This window comes from Campylobacter concisus (assembly GCF_003048875.2).
GTDB lineage: Bacteria > Campylobacterota > Campylobacteria > Campylobacterales > Campylobacteraceae > Campylobacter_A > Campylobacter_A concisus_AU.
This window is the reverse complement of the sequence record NZ_CP049264.1, coordinates 166,576-187,342: the sequence shown is the minus strand read 5'-3', so window position 1 is coordinate 187,342 and position 20,767 is coordinate 166,576. Positions and strand designations below refer to the sequence as shown.

The 20,767-nt window shown below is 40.7% G+C and carries 22 protein-coding genes; all 22 read right to left on the bottom strand.

Going from position 1 to position 20,767, the window contains the following annotated elements; all coding sequences use genetic code 11:
• Positions 1-3: 3 nt before the first annotated feature.
• Complete coding sequence (nuoK, locus tag CVT07_RS00975) at positions 4-306, bottom strand: NADH-quinone oxidoreductase subunit NuoK (protein WP_004317991.1); 303 nt, start codon at positions 304-306, stop codon at positions 4-6.
• Positions 303-839, bottom strand: coding sequence for an NADH-quinone oxidoreductase subunit J (locus tag CVT07_RS00970; RefSeq protein WP_087582055.1), 537 nt, complete (start codon positions 837-839; stop codon positions 303-305). Before CVT07_RS00970 ends, nuoK begins: the two co-directional genes overlap by 4 nt.
• A complete protein-coding gene (nuoI, locus tag CVT07_RS00965; protein WP_107937462.1) occupies positions 832-1,470 on the bottom strand; it encodes an NADH-quinone oxidoreductase subunit NuoI in 639 nt (212 codons plus the stop codon). Before nuoI ends, CVT07_RS00970 begins: the two co-directional genes overlap by 8 nt.
• 8 nt (positions 1,471-1,478) lie before the next feature.
• On the bottom strand, positions 1,479-2,474 hold the full coding sequence (gene nuoH / locus CVT07_RS00960) for an NADH-quinone oxidoreductase subunit NuoH (protein ID WP_107937460.1): 996 nt from the start codon (positions 2,472-2,474) through the stop codon (positions 1,479-1,481).
• Positions 2,467-4,767, bottom strand: a complete 2,301-nt coding sequence (locus tag CVT07_RS00955; RefSeq protein WP_107937458.1) for an NADH-quinone oxidoreductase subunit G — start codon at positions 4,765-4,767, stop codon at positions 2,467-2,469. Before CVT07_RS00955 ends, nuoH begins: the two co-directional genes overlap by 8 nt.
• On the bottom strand, positions 4,764-5,474 hold the full coding sequence (locus CVT07_RS00950; protein WP_107937456.1) for a hypothetical protein: 711 nt from the start codon (positions 5,472-5,474) through the stop codon (positions 4,764-4,766). Before CVT07_RS00950 ends, CVT07_RS00955 begins: the two co-directional genes overlap by 4 nt.
• Positions 5,471-5,701 carry an NADH-ubiquinone oxidoreductase subunit E family protein gene (locus CVT07_RS00945; protein WP_021088253.1) on the bottom strand — a complete coding sequence of 77 codons (231 nt, stop codon included), beginning with the start codon at positions 5,699-5,701 and terminating at the stop codon, positions 5,471-5,473. Before CVT07_RS00945 ends, CVT07_RS00950 begins: the two co-directional genes overlap by 4 nt.
• Positions 5,698-6,927, bottom strand: a complete 1,230-nt coding sequence (gene nuoD, locus CVT07_RS00940) for an NADH dehydrogenase (quinone) subunit D (protein ID WP_107937453.1) — start codon at positions 6,925-6,927, stop codon at positions 5,698-5,700. Before nuoD ends, CVT07_RS00945 begins: the two co-directional genes overlap by 4 nt.
• Entirely contained in the window at positions 6,924-7,688 is a 765-nt protein-coding gene (locus tag CVT07_RS00935) for an NADH-quinone oxidoreductase subunit C (protein WP_107937451.1), read from the bottom strand. The genes nuoD and CVT07_RS00935 overlap by 4 nt, the downstream gene beginning before the upstream one ends.
• Positions 7,685-8,197 carry a NuoB/complex I 20 kDa subunit family protein gene (locus tag CVT07_RS00930; RefSeq protein WP_107829805.1) on the bottom strand — a complete coding sequence of 171 codons (513 nt, stop codon included), beginning with the start codon at positions 8,195-8,197 and terminating at the stop codon, positions 7,685-7,687. The genes CVT07_RS00935 and CVT07_RS00930 overlap by 4 nt, the downstream gene beginning before the upstream one ends.
• On the bottom strand, positions 8,179-8,568 hold the full coding sequence (locus CVT07_RS00925) for an NAD(P)H-quinone oxidoreductase subunit 3 (RefSeq protein WP_004318039.1): 390 nt from the start codon (positions 8,566-8,568) through the stop codon (positions 8,179-8,181). The genes CVT07_RS00930 and CVT07_RS00925 overlap by 19 nt, the downstream gene beginning before the upstream one ends.
• Before the next feature lie 107 nt (positions 8,569-8,675).
• A complete protein-coding gene (locus CVT07_RS00920; RefSeq protein ID WP_107937449.1) occupies positions 8,676-10,310 on the bottom strand; it encodes a multidrug ABC transporter permease/ATP-binding protein in 1,635 nt (544 codons plus the stop codon).
• Positions 10,310-11,674, bottom strand: coding sequence for a coproporphyrinogen III oxidase family protein (locus CVT07_RS00915; RefSeq protein ID WP_107937447.1), 1,365 nt, complete (start codon positions 11,672-11,674; stop codon positions 10,310-10,312). The genes CVT07_RS00920 and CVT07_RS00915 overlap by 1 nt, the downstream gene beginning before the upstream one ends.
• A 190-nt stretch (positions 11,675-11,864) precedes the next feature.
• The gene (locus tag CVT07_RS00910) at positions 11,865-13,181 is read right to left on the bottom strand and encodes a hypothetical protein (protein WP_107937446.1); all 1,317 of its coding nucleotides are present in this window, start codon (positions 13,179-13,181) and stop codon (positions 11,865-11,867) included.
• 2 nt (positions 13,182-13,183) lie between these two features.
• Entirely contained in the window at positions 13,184-14,983 is a 1,800-nt protein-coding gene (locus CVT07_RS00905; RefSeq protein ID WP_107937444.1) for a UbiA family prenyltransferase, read from the bottom strand.
• 29 nt (positions 14,984-15,012) lie between these two features.
• On the bottom strand, positions 15,013-15,804 hold the full coding sequence (locus CVT07_RS00900) for a DUF2314 domain-containing protein (RefSeq protein ID WP_107937442.1): 792 nt from the start codon (positions 15,802-15,804) through the stop codon (positions 15,013-15,015).
• A 385-nt stretch (positions 15,805-16,189) separates the two neighbouring features.
• Positions 16,190-16,687 carry a YajQ family cyclic di-GMP-binding protein gene (locus CVT07_RS00895; protein WP_107937440.1) on the bottom strand — a complete coding sequence of 166 codons (498 nt, stop codon included), beginning with the start codon at positions 16,685-16,687 and terminating at the stop codon, positions 16,190-16,192.
• Between the two features lie 3 nt (positions 16,688-16,690).
• Entirely contained in the window at positions 16,691-17,620 is a 930-nt protein-coding gene (locus CVT07_RS00890) for a D-2-hydroxyacid dehydrogenase (RefSeq protein ID WP_107937438.1), read from the bottom strand.
• 2 nt (positions 17,621-17,622) lie between these two features.
• The gene (locus CVT07_RS00885) at positions 17,623-18,804 is read right to left on the bottom strand and encodes a glutathionylspermidine synthase family protein (protein WP_107937436.1); all 1,182 of its coding nucleotides are present in this window, start codon (positions 18,802-18,804) and stop codon (positions 17,623-17,625) included.
• A 2-nt stretch (positions 18,805-18,806) separates the two neighbouring features.
• On the bottom strand, positions 18,807-19,430 hold the full coding sequence (locus tag CVT07_RS00880; RefSeq protein WP_107937434.1) for a UPF0323 family lipoprotein: 624 nt from the start codon (positions 19,428-19,430) through the stop codon (positions 18,807-18,809).
• A gap of 81 nt (positions 19,431-19,511) precedes the next feature.
• Positions 19,512-20,129: a UPF0323 family lipoprotein gene (locus CVT07_RS00875; protein ID WP_103573929.1), complete on the bottom strand. Its 618-nt coding sequence runs from the start codon at positions 20,127-20,129 to the stop codon at positions 19,512-19,514.
• Entirely contained in the window at positions 20,126-20,758 is a 633-nt protein-coding gene (locus CVT07_RS00870) for a transcriptional regulator (protein WP_004317981.1), read from the bottom strand. Before CVT07_RS00870 ends, CVT07_RS00875 begins: the two co-directional genes overlap by 4 nt.
• Positions 20,759-20,767: the final 9 nt, after the last annotated feature.

Genomic DNA, 20,767 nt, shown 5'->3' with positions numbered 1-20,767 from the left:
CTCTTAGCCTTTCATATTTGTCATCGAATCTAAACTGATGCTGCCAGTCTTTTTATACCAAAGCACAAGCAGTCCAAGTCCCACGGCGACCTCGCTAGCTGCTATGGCTACTATAAAAAATGCGATGATCTGCCCAGTTAGGTCAAAGTAGTATTTTGAGATAGCAGCAAGCGCGATGTTTGCTGAGTTTAGTAAAATTTCACTTGAGAAAAATAGCATTATCAAATTTCTTCTTCTCATTATGCCAACAAGCCCTATGACAAAGACCAGGCTTGCTAGGATGAGGTAGTGAGTAAGGCCTATCATAGCATCTCCTCAAATTTGCTTTGCGCGTCTAGATCTTTATGTATCAAGATGATGCCAGCCACCATCGCCACAAGTAGCATGATAGCGCACATCTCAAAGGCTAGCAGATACTTGCTAAAGAGTAAAATTCCAACCGCTTCGATGTTGCCAAGACTAGCGAGAGTAGAATTTACAACCTCTTGCTTTGCGCTATAGATCGGCGCTAAAAAGATAAATATCAAAAGAAGCGCTATGAAGCTGCTTAGAAGATAGATGATGATCTTTGCTTTTTTGCCACTTTTTGGCTCGCACTCCTTGCTGGTGTCAAAAAACATCATCGCAAATGCGTATAAAACGACCACCGCGCCTGTATAGACGACGATTTGCACCACGCCTAAAAACTCAGCCCCAAGCAAGAAAAATATAGCTGATATAAAAACCATGCCAGCAGCTAGCGCAGAGACCGCGTTTAGGGCGTTTTTGCAAAGCACGCTAAAAGAAAAACTAACTAATATAAGGGCGCTAAAAAGATAAAATGCAAAGCTCTCATACATCGCTTGACCCTTTTAAATTTATATCCATCACTTCTGCCTTATCTTCATTTGTAAGCGCATTTGGCGTCTTTTTTACTAGGCTATTAGCATTTTTAGGTAGCGCGCCATAGCCCTCAAACTCGGCTTGATCTTTTAAGAATTTATCATCTGTCAAAAACTCATTTTTTGTACCAAAAAGGATTTTGTTTTCACTTGCGACCTCGTACTCTTGCCCACAAACTATGGCAAGCTCAGGGCAGACATCAGCGCAAAATCCGCAATAGACGCACCTGCTTAAATTTATCGTGTAGCTTGCGACCTTTTTGCGGCCATCTTCGCCAAGAGAAGTCTTCATCGAGATGCAGTTGCTAACGCAAATTTTCTCACATAGCCCACAGCCTATGCAGCGCTCATTTTCGCTTTCAACAAATTTTAAAAGCCTATGAATCCCCCTATATCTGGCGTTTAGCTCCATCTTTTGCATAGGATATTTTAGAGTGTGCGACTTGCTAAAGAGCATCTGCTTTAGCGTGATCTTTAGCCCTACTAAAAGATCAAGCTTAAAAGTAGCGGCGATGAAGTGCTTAAATTTATCAAATGTCCCTTTTGGCTCTATCTTTTCGTCTATCAAAATATATCTTTTCTCGCTCATTTTACGCCTTAGATAAGTAGTGCAAAGCCGGTGATTACGACATTTAAGATGCCAAGCGGAAGCAAAATTTTCCAGCAAAGCATGCTAAGCTGATCGACCCTTAGATGCGGCCACGACGCCCTCGTCCAAAGAAAAAAGAAAAAGACTAGGCTTGATTTTAAGATGATCATCAAAGCGCCTGGGATAAATAAAAACTCATTAAAACCACCCAAAAACAAAAGCGTGATGATGATGCTTGCTGCGATCATGTTTGTGTATTCGCCGATAAAAAACATCGCCCATCTCATGCCGCTATACTCGGTGCCATAACCTGCCACGATCTCGGTCTCGTTTTCTGTTAGGCAAAACGGCGTTCTGTTGCACTCCACAAAGCTTGCCATCACAAAAAGCACGAAGGCAAGGGGCTGTTTGAAGATGAGCCAGTTAAAGATGCCTTTTTGATAGTTGTTTATATCAACTAGCGAGAGCGAGCTAGTCACCATGACAACGCTTAAAAGTGCCATGCCAGCGACCACTTCGAAACTAAGAAGCGCTACGACTGCGCGAGCGGCGCTGATTAGTGCAAATTTATTGTAACTTGCAAGGCCTGCTGCAAGTGGCGAAAAGACGCAACCTGCTGCCACGCCAGCGATATACAAAACGCCCACGTTTATATCTGCAAGTATCGGTCTAATCGTATGTCCAAAAACCTCAAACTCAGGCAAAAATGGCACAGGCGCAAGCGCTGCAAATGCCGCGATAGCAGAGATTAAAGGGGCTATTAGAAAGATAAATTTATTTGCATTTGCTGGGACGATGTCCTCTTTTGTAAAGAGCTTTATCATATCAGCCACGATCTGAAGCACGCCAGCAGGCCCAACCATATCAGGTCCCACGCGGCGCTGCATGTAGGCTAGCACCTTTCTTTCGGCGTAGGTCGCAAGGCCAGCAAGGCTAGCCATGACGGCCAAGATGACGACTGCTTTAACAATAGTTGTTATCACGAAAAATAGCATTTCACTCATTCTGTGCCTTTATTATTTTTACGCTAGCGTAGCAGTTACCCTCAAAAATGGCGCTTACATCAAGCTTATCATCGTAGTCGCCAAGATAGGCGCCAATGCCTCCTAGCTCGCTATCAAGCTCCACGCAAATGGCAAGCTTTTGCCCATTTTTTTCTAAAATGACCGCTTCATTTTGTGAAATTTCAAATTTAGACATAAACTCGCTACTTGCGTAAAGCACTGCGCGTTTAGCTGTCTGGCTAGCATAGTTTGCAAAAAATGAAGGCAGATTTATAGGATTTGCAAGGCTTATAAGCGCTTCGTCTTCTTTTAAATTTAGCTCATTTTTTTCTTTAAAAAGTGGCTCTATGTCCTCTTTTGGCGTGAAATTTGAAATTTCAAGCTTGTAGCCTCTGTGGCTTGTGCCGTCATTTGCGTAAAAATTTTCTAAATCATCAAATTTAACGCCCCTGTAACCCTTCTCTTTTGGTAGTTGCGCTGTGTAATCAATCGTATTTTTAACCGCTAGCCCAAGTGCATTTGCGATATCGTTTAAGAAGTAGCCATTATGTGTCAAAGCCGCATTTGTCGGCACTACTTCGTTATTTATACTTGTAAATGTGCCCTCTTGCTGATTTAGCGCACCAGCGTCAAGATCGCCCTCAAAGATGCTAAATTTAAACTCGCCCATTTCGTTATATCCTAGCGTCTTGCCAGGCTTTTTCTCGTGTGAAAGCGTGCAAATTTTAGCCACGCCAAGCGAGTTTGTGCGTGGTGGTATCAGCATTACAACAAAGGGCGTAGCTCTTGCGATCACTCCAGCAAGGGCGGCTAGTAAATTTGCATTTTCATGAGCGTAAAAATCGCTACCCAAAATGAGCGTAAATTTAGCCTTACCCTCGCAAAGAGTGGCTACTTCTAAGCCAAAGCTCTCTTCAAATTTTTCAAGTCTAGCCTGAAGCGCTGCTGGTAAATTTTCACCCCAGTTTTTAAGCACAAAGAGTAAAATTTGCTCCAAATCCCCAGCCTCATAGCTCACACAGGCGAAATTCTTTGAAAATTTCTTCACCACCTCATCAGCGATGTGATGAAAGTAAATTCCAGCCGCTTTATTCATCTTAAGGGCGTTATTTAGCTTATAGCTAGTTACTGGGCTCTCGTGGCGCAAGAAGCTACCAGCTGTGATAATAAAGTCGCTATTTTTTAGACTCTCATAGTCTGCGTTATATGAACTAAGGCCACTAAATTCGCTAAAAATATTTAAGAAATTTTGAAATTTAAAAGCCTCATCGTTTAGTAAATTTAGATCAAATTTCTCTCTCAAGCGCTCCAAAATAAGCGCCTCCTCGTTTGTTATGAAGCTATTAAATTTTATATTTTTTATGTTGCCGTTTTTTAAATTTGAGATGAGCTCATTAAATTTCGTCTCATTTTTACGCGCGTTTTCATTGTGAAAGTCGTAGGCAAACCTTGCAGCGCCACTTATCTCGCCGAAGTGGAAGTCGTTGCTGACCCTATAAATTTGATTGTTTCTATCGCTAGTGCTTTTTTCTTTTACGTCATAAAAAATGAGCTCGCAGTCGCTTTGGTGCGGATTTGCTGCTGGGACACGGCTTAGCTCCCAGATGTTTGAGCTATACTGAAAATTTGAGCTAACAAGCGCGCCAACAGGGCAGACGCTGATGCACTCGCCACAAAATGAGCAGTCCAAATTTTCGCCCACACTTGGGCCAATTAAGCTCTTTTGCATCTTGCTAAAGACGGCGTAAGCATCTTTTGGCATGCTCTCTTTTAGCTCTTTTGGCACCTCAACACCTCTTGGCACCGTTTTTAGCGCGCTCTCGCCGATCTTATCTTTGCAAACCGTCACGCACCTCTCGCAAACCACGCAAAGGGCTGGGTCGTAGTTTATTAGCCCCCATTTTTTGTGCGGTTTGTGCGTGTCAGTAATGGCAAAGCTTTGCTCTTTTACATTTAGATGCGTCGTTAAATTTTGTAATTCACACTCGCCGCTTTTGTCGCAAACGCCGCACTGAAGGGGGTGATTGACGCAGTAGGTCTGCATGATCGCATTTCGCTCAGCAGCGATCTCTGGCGTATTTGTGTAAATTTGCATATCCTCTTTGGCTTTGGCGTTGCAGCTATAGACCACTTTGCCGTTTGCCTCGACCATGCAAAGCCTGCAAGCAAGCGTTGAAGAACAGCCGCTAAGGTAGCAAAGCGCAGGGATGTAGATGCCATTTGCCCTTGCGATATTTAGGATGCTCTCGCCCTCGTTTGCCTCTAAAATTTGATCGTTTATGGTGATTTTCATTTGCTAACTACTACTTGTTTAAATGCATATCCATCAAAATTTTTTGCACCAAGCAGGGCAACCGTGCCTTTTAGCGTTGGATCAAGCCTAAATTTAGCGCTCACGCTAAAGTCTTTTGCCTTTAAATTTAAAATTTCGCCATCCTTTGCCTTTGCCACGATGCCAAACTGCACGCCGCCCACGATCTCGTCGCTTGCGTTTTTGTTTAGATAGACGACCGCTCCGTCAAAATTGTCAAGCTCTCTTAGCTCGCCAACTTCGCCGCCTGCTGCAAATTCTCTCACTTCGCCGCCTGCTAAAACGACATTTTTGCCTAAAATTTCAAGAAGCCAAAAGATCGCATCTTTATCTGGATGAGTAAAAAAAGAGTCGTCAATGATCACGTTTTTAACGTCCTTTATCCACTCGCCAAGCTCCTCAAACTCCTCCTCACCCACGTTGCACTCGCCACTTATGAGCCCATCATCAAGCTCATCAAAAAACTCATTTTGCACCAAATTTGCATACTTGCAAAGAAGCGCCAAGACGTAGCTTATTGAGCCTATCTCGCAGCGGATCAAATTTTTACTGCCAAGCTCGTTATCTTCAAAGCATGAGATGTATTTAAACTCGTGCTCTTTTATCTTTTTTGCTAAATTTTTGTCGCTCAAACTTAGTAAATTTGCGATACTTAGGCTTTTGCCTGCTACTAGATCATTAAATTTCATATCTTGCCCTTTTTTATCGTTAATGCCCAATCAACTTGGTTAAATTTAAGCGAGTTCATCACCTCGCAGTTTAAGTTATAAGCCAAATTTACAGCCTTTGTTACACCGCTGTAATCACCTATCTCAAACAAAAATATCACCACTTCGCCTGGCTCGCTCGCCTTTATCTGCTGTCCAAGAGCGCTTAAAAACTCGCCCTTTAGATGCCTAAGATCGACCCTTCTCATCTATCAACCTCGCCTAAGATGATATTTGTGCTGCCTATTATCGCAGCCACATCTGCCACATACTGCCCAACTAGCATATCTTCATAAATAGCGCAGTGCCAAAAGCTTGGCGTGCGAATTTTTAGGCGATACGGGCTTGCGCTGCCGTCTGAGTTTATATAAATGCCAAGCTCGCCCTTTGGTGACTCACTAGCAAAGTAAATTTCACCCTTTGGTGGCTTTAGCCCCTGAGTTATCAGCACAAAATGCTGCATTAATGAGTAGTTTTGGCTCATTATCTGCTCTTTTGAGGCGCTCACATACTCTGGTGCGTCGGCGATGATAGCGGGGCTACTTGTCTGATACTTGCTAACGCACTGCTTTAAAATTTTCACGCACTCGCGCATCTCTTTCATATAAAGTAGGTATCTCGCGTAGCAGTCACCCTTGGTGGCGTAAGGCACGTCAAATTCTAGTTCGTCGTAGATGAGATATGGCTCTTCTTTTCTGATGTCGCGTGCGATGCCACTTGCTCTTAGCATGACGCCAGAGCAGCCGCTACTAAGGGCTAGCTCTTTGCTAACTACGCCCACATCCACAAGCCTTGCTTGCCAAATTCTATTTTCACTTAGCAGACCTTCATAAAGCGTGATGTCGCTTGGAAATTTCTCGCAAAATTTAAGCAGCTCCTCGCACCAGCCATCAGGCAGATCAAGCGGCACGCCACCTATTCTTATGGAGCTATGAGTTAGCCTTGCGCCGCAGTATTTTTCTATGAGATCAAGGACATATTCGCGCTCTCTAAATGCGTATAAAAAGACGCTCATTGCCCCCACATCAAGGGCGTGCGTAGCTAAAAATAAAAGGTGCGAGCTGATGCGGTTTAGCTCCAAAAGCATCACTCTAATGATCTGCGCACGGCGAGGCACTTCTATGGCACAAAGCTTCTCCACAGCCGCGCAAAATGCGTAGTTATTGGCACTCGATGCGATGTAATCGACCCTGTCAGTCACTGGGACAAATTCCTGATAGGTCATATTTTCAGCCATCTTTTCAACGCCTCGGTGCATAAAGCCAACCTCTGGCATAGCGCGTACGACCTTTTCTCCGTCAAGCTCAAGTACGAGTTTTAGCTGGCCATGTGCGCTTGGGTGTTGTGGGCCAAAATTTAGTATCATCTTGCCGTCATTTTGCTCAAATTCTAAATTTTCAAAAAATGGTTTTAAGCGGTTTGGTGCCTGGCTCAAGGTCTTTCCTTTACTATCTGGCTTTGGTTAAATTTAGCCTTTTTGACAAATCTCACGCCGCCTTCTTCTTGATACTCGTAGTCTTCATTTTCGTCAAACACGCGTGAAAAGCCAAAGGTATCTTTCTCATCGACAAAGGCTGGGTCGCGGTTCTCTTCGCCGATCTGCTCTCTAAATTCACGCCCAAAAATTTTATCCACCTCGTACCATTTAGCAGCCTCGTCGCCAACTAACGGATAGCTCTTTAAAAGCGGATGCGAGTGCCAGTCATCAGGCATGATGAGGCGCTTTAAATTTGGATGATCTTTGATGAGAACACCGCTTAGATCATACATCTCACGCTCCGCCCAGTTTGCGCTTTTATAAAGCTCGCAAACGCTTTTTAGCATTTCGTCCTTTTTAACAAAGCATTTTACGCGTGCGCGCCTATTTTTGCTAACACTTAAAAGCTGATAAAAAACCTCATATCCACCTTTTTGCGCTATATAATCAATCGCCGCAAGCTCACAAAGCTGCTCATAGCCAAAGCGTTTTAATGCTTCAAGCGCTTTAAAATTTTCAATAGAATTTACGTAGAGAACAAGTTGGTCAAACTCCACATAGTTAGATAAAATTTGCACTCCGCTTTGCTCTAAAATAGCGAGCTCCTCGTCAAATTTAGAGCCATTTGCTGCTTCTTTTGGCGTCTCTTTAGCTATATAAAATTTCTCGCTGTAATACTGCTTTTTTTGCAGGTCGTTTTTTGGCTTATACTCTCTCATATATCTAGCTTTCTTGGCTTTTGTACCCTAAATGCGCTCTGTTTTCTTATCTTTTTTTGAAGCATCATAAGTGCGTACTGAAGCGTCTCTGGGCGCGGGGCACAGCCTGGGATGTAGATATCGACTGGGATTATGCGGTCTACACCTTGAACGGTTGAATAGGTGTTAAACATGCCACCAGTGTTTGCGCAGCTACCCATCGAGATGACCCACTTTGGCTCAGGCATCTGATCATACAAGCGCCTTGTAAATTCAGCGTGTTTTTTAGTTAGCGTGCCTGCTATGATCATCACCTCCGAGTGCCTTGGACTAGCGCGAAATATAGTGCCAAATCTATCAAAGTCATATCTGCTAGCGCCACTTGCCATCATCTCGATCGCACAGCATGCAAGCCCGTAGCTAAGCGCCCAAAGCGAGTTGCTCCTGCCCCACTGCACGAGCTTATCAACGGTCGTTAAGACTACTGGCAGGCCGCCATTTGCAGCGTAGTTTATCTGATGCTTTGCCATTTAAAGACTCCTTTTTGCCAAGCGTAGGCAAAGCCGATGAGTAAGATCACTACAAAAAGCAGCATCTCGATGAGCCCAAATAGCCCAAGCAGCCTAAAATCCACTGCCCACGGATACATAAAAATGACCTCAACGTCAAATAAAATAAATAAAATTCCATAAAAAAAGTAGTGGATATTTATCTTATTTGGCTGTTTGACGGTTGTCGGTCCGCACTCGTAAAAGCCAACTTTTAAGCGCTCAGTGTTACGGTTGGCCAGCTTTTTGCTTATCTTTGAAGATAAAAATGTTATCAGACTAAATGAACAAGTAGCTAACAAAAGTATGATAAAAGCGCCAAGATAGGTGCTGTCAAGCTCTGAGTGTGACATACTTCGCCTTTTTTAATTTTTCAAAATTCTACTAAATTTAAATTTATTTGATCTTGAAATAGCTCAAGAGTAGCGCACTCAAATCTCTTTTTGTGTAAAAAATACTCTTATTTTATCTTTTCTACGGCGTCTTTTGCAGCACTTATGCGCTCAGCCTCATCAAGCTCGCGCACAAAGCCATCTTTTACTAAAATGATCCTAGTTGCCACGTCAAAGTAGCTATCATCGTGGCTCACGGCGATGACGCTGATGCCTTTGCTTTGCAAAAACGGCAAAATTTCTTTGTAAAATTTACGCTTAAATAGCGGGTCTTGATCGGCTGCCCACTCATCGAGGATAAGGATAGAGCGGTGCTCTAATATGGCTATTAGCAGGCTTAGGCGCTTTCGCTGACCGGTTGAGAGCTGCGTGGTGCTAAGCTTATTATCAATGACACTTACCTTTTTATCGATCTCAAGCATGGCCAAGAGCCCCTCTATATCGCTTTGGCTAGCAAAGCCATCACGACAGAGCGTTTGCGAAAATAGATAAAAATCAGCAAAAATAGCGCTTATTTTTGCTTGGTAGCTTTGTAAATTTGCATCATCTATCTTTGTGCTATCAAGGTAAATTTCGCCGCTACTTGGGCGGATAAGCCCGCAAAGGATGTTTATAAGCGTGCTTTTGCCGCTGCCATTTTTACCGATGATAAATGTTATCTCGCCGCGTTTGATCTCTAAATTTACATCTTTTAGGCTAAATTTGCCGTGAGCGTAGTTGAAATTCAGATCCTTTAGCCTGATACTTTGCCACTCATCGCTTAGGCTATCGTCAAATTTAAAGCCTTCTTTAAATTCATTTAAATTTAAACTCATGATCTTCTCTAAGCTCACCTTTGCGCTAAGTGCGGCTGGTATGGAGCCAACCATGCTCATAAATGAGCCTCTTAAAAAGAGTATCGTTAGGCTGATACTAAGTGCTGTTTGCAGGCTCGCCCAGCCAAATGCCACGCATAAAAATACGCAAAGTCCGACTGAGCCAAGCAGCATCACGTTTGTGAAATTATCACTTAGTGCGTGAAATACGTCGGCTTTTACCATGCTTTGGCGCTTCTTATCGCCTGTCAAATTTAGCTCATCAAAGCAAATTTGCGCTCTTGCTCTGTTTAGGCTAAGCTCTCTGTGCCCCTCAACGATGTCATCGTAGTGCCTTTGCAGCGCGTCATCTTGCGTCCTTGAGTCTTTAAAATAAAGATGAATTTTCTTCATAAAAAGCGTATTTATAAAAAGCGTAGCACCGATCCAAACGGCTAAAAATAAAAAAACCTTTGGCGCGATGTAGGCTAGATAAAAGCTCGCGCAGATGATGAAAACTAGGCTTTGTATAAAGCCAGTAGCGCTCATAAAGGCAAATGTGATCGTTTTTATGTCGTTGTTTAGACTAGCTATGATCTTTGCCTTGCCGATCTCGTTTATTACGCTATTTGGCGTGTCTAAAATTTGCTTGACGCTTTGATATCTAAGCTCATAGATAAATTTGTGTCCGAAATTTGTAAGTGAGATGTTTGCAGCGATGGCGCTTAGAAAAAAGAGGAGCAAAACAACTATAAATTTAACTGCCAAGGGAGCGTTAAATTCTTTTAAATTTACAAGTTCGTTATTTATAAAAGAGAGCGTCCAGACGCCAAGCCCGCTAAAGGCAAGCGTCAGGATCACTATTTTGATTATTGAAAAAAGATTGCTTTTTATTAAATTCGCAAGCATTACATCGCAGCACGTGGCTGAATGATATTTTGATCAAATTTTTGCTCGGTATTTTCACTCATTATGTGAAGCACTTTGCTGCGTTTGATCTTCGCGTCATCCTTAAATATCGCGCGCACCTTATCCATGCCAGCGTAGAAGTCGCGCATTAGCACGACGCAGATATACTTGCCAAAAAATGTTGGCTTGATAACGCCATTTTCTTCGTAGATCGCATTTACAAGTTTTAGCAGGCTAAGCTCGACAAATAGGTCTTTGTTGATGTTTGCGTTGTTTTGCTCGTTGTAGGTTTTGATATCGACGGCGCCGTCAAAAAGCCTTGTTAAAAATGTATATTTTAGTCTCTCTTTTTTGCTAAATGCGCATTTTGCGATGACTGGGCTTTGTCTTTCTTTGACCTTTCTGCCGTAGTCAAGTAGGTTAAAGGCATTTATCACAAGCTCGCCGTTTAAGAAGCTAAACGCGCCACTACCAACGCCCACGTACTCTAAATTTGAGCCTACATATTCGTCGCGAAGGTCAGCGCTTTTTTCATTTGAAAATGCCCAAGCGTTGCTCTGTCTATATCCGCCTTTAGCAAATTCGCTCACGATGATCTCGTAAAATTCGCGCTCATTATCGACGTTTGAGACACCTAGTGCGCGAGCGATGTTCTCTCTTGTTAGCTCTGATTTCATGAGCGGATAGAAGGTTATTTGCTGCGGAGAGATCGATTTTGCAGTGTTTATGTCGTTTATTAGCTGCTCTTTTGTTTGATTTGGCAGGTTAAAGATGAGATCTAGGCTGATGACTGGTATCTTGCCGATAGCCTGCTCAAGCTTTCTTTTTGTCTCCTCGGCTGAGCCAAATTTCTCGTATCTGCCAACTCTTTTTAAAGTCTCATCATCAAAGCTTTGCACGCCTACGCTTAAGCGGTTGATGAGCCCATCAAAACGGCTGAGGCTCTCTGGCGAGATGTGATTTGGGTCGCTCTCTGCTGAGATGTCCTCTATGCTAAAGAGATCTTTTGCGAGTTTTAGCGTTTTTTCAAGCTCTGGCTCGTTTATAAGCGTCGTGCCACCGCCCACATAAAGCGATGAAAAGTCAAAGCCAGCCTCCTTTATCTGCCTCATCTCCTCGCGTAAATTTTCAAAGTAAATTTTCGCAAGCTCCTGCTCGTAGTGGTACTTGTGAAACGAGCAATACGGGCAAAATGTGTGACAAAATGGCACGTGAGCGTAGAGCATATACTTTTTGTCTTTTTTTGGAGTTTTAGTGTAAGTCGTGTTTAAAATGTCTATGTTAAATTCGTTATATAGCGATTTTTGTATAGAATTATGAGCGTAATTTACAGCAAAACTCTCAATGATATTTTTAAAGATCATAATTAATCGCCTTAAATAAGTTAATTTTAATTTAGTCCATTAGGATAGCCAAATTTTAATAAATTTAGCCTTGCATTAACGTAAATTTTGAGTAAAAAATGCAATCATCTTTTAAATTTTCTATTTTTACAAACCTGCGATTTTTACATATCTAGCTCGCTTTTGCTCTATAAATTTAAGCTTAGCCTACTTACTCTTTTACCCTTGAGATAACCTTGCTTGAGTCAAGCTCAAATTTCACTCCGTCTTTTGTCTGCAAGTAGTAAAATTTACCGATATTGCAAAGCGACTTCACATCATAAATTTTAACCGCCTTTTCATCTATCTCGCAAGGCGTTTGCTCTTTGTCTTTTGCCTCGCAAAGTGAGCTAGGTAGCGCTTTTAGCGCACTTTTATCTACAAGCAAAAATTTATAATCCACATCGCCTATGTTAAAGGTTTTTGCTGTGTATTTGATAAACAAAAGCGAGTTTGAAACGATCATAAGCGAAAGCGCAGCGTAAAAAACAAATGAAAAATCCTTTGTCTCTTTGATACTCGCAACACCCAGCACAAAAGAGAGCATAAACGAGCAAAAGAGTATCCAAAGTGCCAAAAATCCGCCATCTTTTAAGACAACAACCGAAATGATAAAGAGCAAAAGCATGATAAGCGACAAAAGATAGATGATGAAATTTGATCTATCTTTAAAGAAAACTGCCAAATTTACCCCAGCATAAGAGAGCAAAAGTAGCGATAAAATGGCGCTTTTGCTGTAGTTTAGCTTGAATGCTGCAAAGGCTAAAATGGCAAATGAGATGAGCGTTAAAAAATAGATGAAATTTGAGCTATAAAAAAATAGAAATTTCGGCTTTTTAAATTTATATTTTTTATCGTCATTTTGGTAAAGATAGGAGACAAAGACCAAGATAGCAATCTCAAAAGCCGTCACGATCGCGGTCGCGCAAAATAGCAAGATGCCTGTAAATATCATCTCTGAGCTATCTAAACTCGGAAAATAGCCGATCACAAAGCCAAAATACAAAAAGTAGCAAAGCATGCTGACGACTGGGACGATGAAATTTGAGTGCTTGAAGAAATTTGTAGCGCACTCTTTTATGAAATTTGCCTTTAAATTTGCCGAATGCTCGCCAAGACGGCTCTCAAAATACGAATTAAAAAGCAGCTCATTTTTTATCTTTTCAAGGCGCTCCTCGTCACTATTTGCTGCGCCTTTATAAATTTCATAGTTTTTGTCTTCAAAATCCTTTGTGATCTCATCTTTTATGTCTAAGATCACGAAGCAAATTCGCTCTTTTAACTCGCTAAGCTTCTTTGAAATTTCAGCGTAATTTGTCCTTTTTAGCTTTAAATAAAGCTCGCATTCGCTTTCTAAAAGTGCTATTAGCCTACCTTGTTTGCTGCCTATGATATGAGAGTTTAAAAACCTAGCCTTGATAAAATTTATAAATTTACTAGCCTCTTTTACGCTCTCATCTTTTTCACTTAAAATGTCTTGATAACTCAAATTTACCTTTCTTGTTTTTTCCTTGAGATGATTTTACTTGCGTCAAGTTCAAATTTTACACCATTTTTTGTCTCTAGGTAATAAAACTTTCCTAGTGTTGATAGGGCTTTTATATTATAAATTTTTACAACTCCGCCTGCTTCATTTTCATCATAGTAGGTTTTATTGATGTCGCAGTTTTTACTTTTATCATTTTTACAAATTTTTTCAGGAAAAGCATCTAATACACTTTTTTCAATAGATAAGTATTCATATTCTATCTTGCCTATATCAAATAATTGAGCTACGTACTGCGGGCAATAAATAATTGCAAATAGAGAAACCATAACAATTAAAATTTGTACCATTGTTTCATTATTTTCTTTGTATATGTCTTTTGTAAGCAACAATAAACCGATAACCAGCATCAAATAAAAAAATAAAAGAAAAAGGGATAAAGATATATAACGTACATAATTATCTTGAGAGAAAGAAGTAGCAAATACTAACATTATAACAGCTACACAAAATAATATAAAAAATCCAAAAAGTTTTTTATCACTCATTCCAGGGTAAGCTAAGCGATTTATAACACAATACGAACAGCAAAATAATATTAAATAAAAAATAAAAGCTATACAAATAGCAGTATTTACATCAGCAATATTAATCCATGTAATATATTTTAAAAGAATGCAATATAGAACAAGTAGTGCAAAAAAAGCTACTGGAATAGTAAGAATAAAAGTAAACCAAGAAAAATACAATTTTTTAGTCTTATTATTCAACAAATATTTCTTATAGTGCAATGGATATAACGCTACGGGCAATATGATAAAACTAGTAAAAGCAGCTACACCAAAAAGCAATAATGCACCAATATAAAAAATATCAGAACCACTTAAAACTGGAAAGTAACCAATAAAAATACCAAAATATGCAAAATAGCAAATCACGCTAACCAAGCTAATGCCAGATAGTATCAGCGAATGAAATTTTAAAATGCTGTTTAAATAATCTTTAATACTTTTTTGTTCATAAAAATTTGCTAAATAATATTCAAAGTACTTATTGGAGAGTAATTCTTTTTTTATATTAAATGACTCTTTGTTAAATAATTCTTCTTTTTTATTACTAATATACTCATCACTTATCTTTGCTTTTTTAAATTTATCTTCAATACTTTCCTTACTCAAAGAAGCTGAAATTTCCTTTTTTAATTCCATAACCTCTTTTTTTATATCATCTTTTATATTGTTTACATCTATATCTTCAATACGATTTTTCTTTTCTTTGATCAGTAAATTCAATATTTTTGATTGTCTTGAGTCTTTGCATTCACAATTTGAAAAAGTTTTTTCTAAAAAGTTAGCAAAACCTTTAATTCTGGCTATCTCATCTGCTTTTTTATATTGCAGATCAGACAAATAATAAGCAAAATACTCACTGCCAACCAGTTCTTTTTTTATTACATCTATTTTACCATCTAGTATTTTATCTAGATACTTTTGGCTTATTTTTGTTTTTAAAATTTTATCATCAAATTTGTCCTCTTTAAAAGTATTTAATATTTTATTTTTAATCACTAAAATTTTAAAAATTATCTGTTGTCTTACGCTTTTTACTTCTTTTAATATTTTATTAAAATCTCCTTTGTTTAATTCAAAATATAGTCTTTTTTCTTTCTCTAGAAGAGCGCTTAGCTGACCATATTCATTATTATATTGGTCAAGGTCACAAAATGTATCTTTTAAAAATTCTATAAATCTATCAATTCTGACAATATTTTCATCTTTTTCATCTAAAATGTCTTGATAACTCAAATTTAAATCCTAAAAATTTACACGAAATGCTATTTAAGCACCTTTGCGATTTCGCTCCAGCCTATTTGCTTAGCAAGTTGGGCTGCGGTTTTGCCGCTTTTTGTGCGGGCGTTTTTGCTAGCGCCATTTTCTAGCAAGAGATTTACGATCGTTAAATTTCCAGCAAGTGCCTCGTGGTGAAGCTGCGTAAAGCCAAGCTCGTCGGTGTCTGCGACCATACTGGGATGCGCTTTTATATACTGCTCCACCTGGCCGCGCATATTTTTGCTCATCGGATGCTCTATCAAATTTTCTGGGTGCTCTTTTTGCTCGAAAACCACCAAAATGTCTTTAAAATCGCCAAAATCAAGCCCCCAAGCCGCGTCATGCTCGGCTAGCTCATCTTTTTGCATGCGTGAGCGCATCGCCTGTACGCTAAATCCACCATAAGCACGTCCATCTATCGCAAAGAGCCAGTCGCTCATATCGGTAAATTTTGCACTTATTTGATCGCCAACTTTGACGTTTTGCACGCTATCAGGCTCATTTACGAGCGTGCCATATATCGTCTCTCCGTCAAATTCAACGTCATTTATCCACATGTGTTCGCCCACCTCTTCGCCGTTTATGACGTCTAAGAAGCAAATTTTTACCATCGCATAATCAAGCATAGGTGCGATCCTGCGGCGCTCCCAGTAAAGCTCACGCCAAAAATACTTAAAGCTCTCACGAGCTTGCTCAAATGCGTGCTGCATGTAGTCTTCGTCGCTACTTACAAAATAGATCGGCATCTGCTCGCCAAGGTCTATTTGCTTACCAAGGATTTTCTCAAAAAAGCCCATTTTTACCCCTTTTTAGAATTTAGATAGATCAAATTTAAATAAAACGATAAGGCGAAATTCACCCACGAATACGCCAAATTTTAGATACAAAAAACCACGCGAAATTTCACAAATTTAGCCCAAAACCATGTCAAATTTTAAATATAAAAGTCGCATGGCAATTTGGCAAATTTATCCGAGCAATTTGCCAAATTTTAACATGAAAATCATGCGACGTTTTCTCAAAATTAGGCGAGGCGATTTAAATTTTTGTGACGGGAGTTACCGAGCTGGTAATGACCGAGCAAAAATTTAAATCAACGACGCATAATAAAGCGAAAATATGCGATATAGCCTGCGGAGCGAGAATTTTTCTAGCTCATTTAAAGGCGCTCGCGAAAAGCCATTACTTTAGGTTTTTAAAGCTTATCGGAAGTTCTAAATTTAACCCCCTAACGAGCTTTATACACTCCTGCAGATCATCTATGCTTTTGCTTGTTACTCTGATCTCTTCACCCCTGATCTGCGCGCTAACCTTGATCTTTGAGTCTTTGATCGCTTTGGTGATCTTTTTTGAGTTTTCATTATCAAGCGTGTCGTTTAGCTTTAGCGTCGCCTTTAAATTCCCCCCACTTGCTGGCTCTCTTTTTGTCTCTGTGATCGCCACTGGTGGGATGTTGCGCTTGATGAGCTTTGAGATCACGATATCTTTTAGCGCGTCGATCTTGTTATCGCTTGAGCTAAGAAGCGTGATAAATTTCTCCTTTTCATTTAGCTCAACTTCGGCCGCAAGCCCTTTAAAATCATACCTCGCTGCGATCTCTTTTTTAGCCGTTTCAAGAGCGTTTTTAACCTCCATCATATCGACCTCGGCGCTTATATCAAAGCTGTGTTCGCTTGCCATTTTTCATCCTTTTATAAATTCTTCTATATTTTTAACTATGAGTGTGATCAGCCGTTTTCTAGCCTCTAGGCTGCCCCATGCTACGTGTGGCGTGATGAGCAGATTTTCTTTGTTTTTTACATTTAAAAATGGGCTATTTTCGCTCATCGGCTCGCTTTCTAAAACGTCGGTGCCAAAGCGTAAATTTCTCTCATCTATCGCCCTTGCCATCGCCGCTTCATCTACTATGCCGCCACGTCCTAAATTTAGCACTATCACATCATCTTTTAGCAAATTTATCTCGTTTGTGCCCAGTAAATTTCTAGTCTTTTCATTTAGTGGTGCGTGGATGCTGATGATGTCGCTGCTTCTTAGTAGCTCGTCTAAGCTTTTTTGCGCAAATTCGCTATTTTTATTTGCTCCGCTTGTCGAGTAGTAGCTCACGTTTGCGCCAAATGCACGTGCCGCTGCCGCCACGCCGCGTCCTATCTCGCCAAGTCCGATGATGCCAAATTCTTTGCCGGCTATCTCGCTGATATCTGCGCCAAGATAGGTGAAAATTTCGCTTTTCACCCACTCGCCACTTTTTACGTAGTGATCGTAAAATTCGATACGATTTGTTAGCTCAAAAAGCAAGGCAAACGTATGCTGCACGACGCTTGCGGTTGAGTAGCCAGCGACGTTTTTCACAGCTATATTTTTAGCTTTTGCATGCTCTAGATCGACATTATTCATACCAGTTGCGCTTATGCAGATAAGCTTTAAATTTGTCGCCTCCATCACGGCTTTGTCGATGACGACCTTGTTTGTGATGACGACATCAACGCCCTTTAGACGAGGCACGACCTCTTCGCTCTTAGTTTTTTGGTAGCTGATAAACTCGCCAAATTTCTTAAAAACACTAAGATCAACGTTTTCGCCAAGAGTGGCTGCGTCTAAACAAACGATCTTCACCTTTAGTCCTTAATAAAATGTCCTACAAATTTAGAGTAGTTATTTAAAATTTTACCGCCCTTTCTATATCCAAGCGCGCATGCCTCATAAGCGTAAAATACCCCTGCTTGGTAGCTCTCGCCCCTCTCGTCTTGATTAAACTCGTAAAATTCTTGATAGATGGCTTTGTTTGAGTCGTATTCGCCATCATTGCTAGCTATTTGCGCGCCGTTTTCATCGTGTATCGAGACGTTTGCGCCTTCTCTGCCAAATACCGGCTTTTTCACATATTTTTTGCCTTTTAGTGGCTCATTTGAGGTCTCAAGCAAGAGCGGGTGATTAGGATAAAGATCCCAAAGGATTTTTAAAATCCCTTTGCTTTGGAAAAGCAGCGTGTAGGCTGGATTTATGATGATAGCTTTTTGATTTTTGACAATGTTTGAAAGTATCAAAGCCAGCTCGCCCTCATCGATCGCTATGCTCTCCCAAGGGACAAGCTTAAACCAGTACTCGAAATTTTCATCGCCTTTAAAAATGCCCTCATCATCGTTAAAAACGACCTCATCGACGTAGGCAAAGTCTGTTTCAAAGCCAGCCTCTTTTGCGATGTATTGCAGAAGTTTTACGGTCTGCTCGTCCTCGATACTGCCAGCGATGCTGCTAAAGAGTATCCCCCAGCCCTCGTAAAGCTCGTCAAAGTCCGCATCCTCGTCGCCAAGCGTTATAAGGCGTTTGAAATTTTGCTTTAGCGACTCGTAAAGGTCGTTAAACTGGGCCGCTTCATCCATGTGATTTAGCTTTAGCATAGCCCACTGGATGATCGCCGTCTCAAAAACTGCCGTTGGCGTGTCGGCGTTAAATTCGATCAGCTTTATAGGCTTACCATCAAGCCCGCCAGCTAGGTCAAACCTGCCGTAAAGGTGCCAATGAACGTCATTTTCCCAGCTATCTTTTATGATATCAACAAGGTTAAATGGTATGCCCATCTCGTGAAAAAGGTTGTTGTCTATCACGTGCTGAGCGGCATTTACATACATATCATATAGCTCGTTTGCAGCCTCATAGTAGGCATTTGCCTCTTTTTCGCTTACTTGCACGATCTCATCTGCGATATACGAGCTGTTGTCGTTATCTGTATGCCATGCAAAGCCGATTTTCTCCATAAATTCGTTATTTAATGGGGTGATTTTTCTTAAATTTATCATTTTTATCCTCCAAAGTGTAAATGTGATTTTTTGCCACCACTAAAGAACCCGCTTCTGCCACTGCTTTTAGTTGAGCTATCGCTTGAGGTTCTATACCTTCTCTTACTCTTATTATAACTTTCAGAACTTCTTGAATAAACGCTCTGATGAGCATAACTACTTGCTTGACGAACTGCTTGATAGGTTAAGTTACCAATAAGCTTACTGCCTATCCAGCTACCAAGTATCGCGCCAGCTGCTGAAGATAGTATCGTCTCGCCAAGGCTTAGACCACCGCTACTTAGCTGTGCGTCGCTCTCTTTTGTTGAATTTAACGTCTTGCTATCTTCTGTATCACTTGCATGAGTTAATAGATCTTCTATCTCGTCATAGCCTAGCACACGCTCGGTGCCGTTCATATCTTTTAAAACGACCCTAGTTTCGGTGCTTGGATACTCTTCTAAAATTTTATAAACGCCAGGTGCGCTCTCCTCGATAATGACAAAGGCACCGTTTTTTTGCGCAACTTCGTTTAGTGCGTTTTCATTACCGCCATCGTCGCTTCCACAACCAGCAAGTCCAGCCATGATAATGGCACCAAATCCTCCAACCGCAGCATAAGTTGCTATCTTTTTAATGTGTTTCATATCTCTTTATATGCCATGCAAAGCCGATCTTCTCCATAAATTCGTTATTTAACGGGGTGATTTTTCTTAAATTTATCATTTTCAGCCTCCAAAGCTTGATGAACTAGAGCCTGACTTTGAGCCACCACCGAAAAATCCGCTCTTACCGCCACTACTTCTTGCAGCAGAATTTGCCGCTTTTTGCTTGTTAAAGCTATCCACACTTCTTGTGTAGGCACTTGGATTTTTATATGTGCTTTGGCGATTTGCTTGGAAATTTTGGTTACCAAAGAGCTTACTGCCTATCCAGCTACCAAGTATCGCGCCAGCTGCTGAGGCAAGGATCGTCTCGCCAAGGCTTAGCCCGCCGCTACTTAGCTGTGCATCGCTAGTTCTTGTCAAATTTGAAGTGTTGTTGTCGATCTTTGCGTTTGCTTGCGCTAGAAGCTTATCGATCTCCTCTTTGCTTAGCACGCGCTCGGTGCCGTTTATATCTTTTAGCACGACCCTAGTTTCGGTGCTTGGGTACTCTTCTAAAATTTTATAAACGCCAGGTGCACTCTCTTCGATGATGACAAAGGCGCCGTTTTTTTGCGCAACTTCATTTAGTGCGTTTTCATTACCGCCATCGTCGCTCCCGCAACCAGCAAGTCCAGCCATTATAATGGCACCAAATCCCCCAACCGCAGCATAAGTTGCTATCTTTTTAATGTGTTTCATATCTCTCCTATCAACTCTTTTAAATTTTTATGTCTTCTAACAAGTATCACGCCGCGTTTAAATTTGATAAATTTGGAGTGATGTATCGCTTTTATTATCTTTTCACTGATCTTTTTTGTCGCTTTTGGCTTTAAATTTAACTCCTTTAGATATTCGCTTAAATTTATCCATTTTGATTCGTCCTCTATCTGCGCATCTATCGCCACTTCGCTTGCGGCACTTTCGTTTTTAGGTGCTAAAAGTGGCCTTTGCATAGCATTTAGAAACTGCATGAGCTTCTCGTCTCTGTCCTTGTAAATTTGCAAAATTTCATTTTTGCGCTCAATGAGCATCTGCTCTTTTTCTTTAAAAAGCCTGTCTTTGTCGGCTTGTAAGTTTAAATTTAAGCTCTTAAGCTCATTTAGCTCATTTAGCAAATAACTTACAAACTCGTCGTTTTGGGATTTAGTTTTTGTGCTTTTTGGGGCGGTTTTTGTGGGTTTTTCGCTACTTGGCTCCTCGTCAAGGATGACAAATTTAGTGCCATTTTCAATGACCGTTTTTAACGAGCCTCGGCGGATTCTATTATATACTGCTTCTTTTGTTATGCCTAAAATTTCTGCAGCTTCATTTACAGCTAGCTTTTGCATCGGATTTCC

Coding starts and splice junctions, on each gene's coding strand:
- nuoH (WP_107937460.1), bottom strand. CDS start 2,474: ATGAGTGAAATGCTATTTTTCGTGATAACAACTATTGTTAAAGCAGTC.
- CVT07_RS00935 (WP_107937451.1), bottom strand. CDS start 7,688: ATGAGAGAGTATAAGCCAAAAAACGACCTGCAAAAAAAGCAGTATTAC.
- CVT07_RS00875 (WP_103573929.1), bottom strand. CDS start 20,129: ATGAAACACATTAAAAAGATAGCAACTTATGCTGCGGTTGGGGGATTT.
- CVT07_RS00970 (WP_087582055.1), bottom strand. CDS start 839: ATGTATGAGAGCTTTGCATTTTATCTTTTTAGCGCCCTTATATTAGTT.
- nuoI (WP_107937462.1), bottom strand. CDS start 1,470: ATGAGCGAGAAAAGATATATTTTGATAGACGAAAAGATAGAGCCAAAA.
- CVT07_RS00920 (WP_107937449.1), bottom strand. CDS start 10,310: ATGCTTGCGAATTTAATAAAAAGCAATCTTTTTTCAATAATCAAAATA.
- CVT07_RS00930 (WP_107829805.1), bottom strand. CDS start 8,197: ATGGCAAAGCATCAGATAAACTACGCTGCAAATGGCGGCCTGCCAGTA.
- CVT07_RS00950 (WP_107937456.1), bottom strand. CDS start 5,474: ATGAAATTTAATGATCTAGTAGCAGGCAAAAGCCTAAGTATCGCAAAT.
- CVT07_RS00880 (WP_107937434.1), bottom strand. CDS start 19,430: ATGAAACACATTAAAAAGATAGCAACTTATGCTGCGGTTGGAGGATTT.
- CVT07_RS00945 (WP_021088253.1), bottom strand. CDS start 5,701: ATGAGAAGGGTCGATCTTAGGCATCTAAAGGGCGAGTTTTTAAGCGCT.
- CVT07_RS00955 (WP_107937458.1), bottom strand. CDS start 4,767: ATGAAAATCACCATAAACGATCAAATTTTAGAGGCAAACGAGGGCGAG.
- nuoK (WP_004317991.1), bottom strand. CDS start 306: ATGATAGGCCTTACTCACTACCTCATCCTAGCAAGCCTGGTCTTTGTC.
- CVT07_RS00915 (WP_107937447.1), bottom strand. CDS start 11,674: ATGATCTTTAAAAATATCATTGAGAGTTTTGCTGTAAATTACGCTCAT.
- CVT07_RS00885 (WP_107937436.1), bottom strand. CDS start 18,804: ATGATAAATTTAAGAAAAATCACCCCATTAAATAACGAATTTATGGAG.
- CVT07_RS00870 (WP_004317981.1), bottom strand. CDS start 20,758: ATGCAAAAGCTAGCTGTAAATGAAGCTGCAGAAATTTTAGGCATAACA.
- CVT07_RS00900 (WP_107937442.1), bottom strand. CDS start 15,804: ATGGGCTTTTTTGAGAAAATCCTTGGTAAGCAAATAGACCTTGGCGAG.
- CVT07_RS00925 (WP_004318039.1), bottom strand. CDS start 8,568: ATGTCACACTCAGAGCTTGACAGCACCTATCTTGGCGCTTTTATCATA.
- CVT07_RS00895 (WP_107937440.1), bottom strand. CDS start 16,687: ATGGCAAGCGAACACAGCTTTGATATAAGCGCCGAGGTCGATATGATG.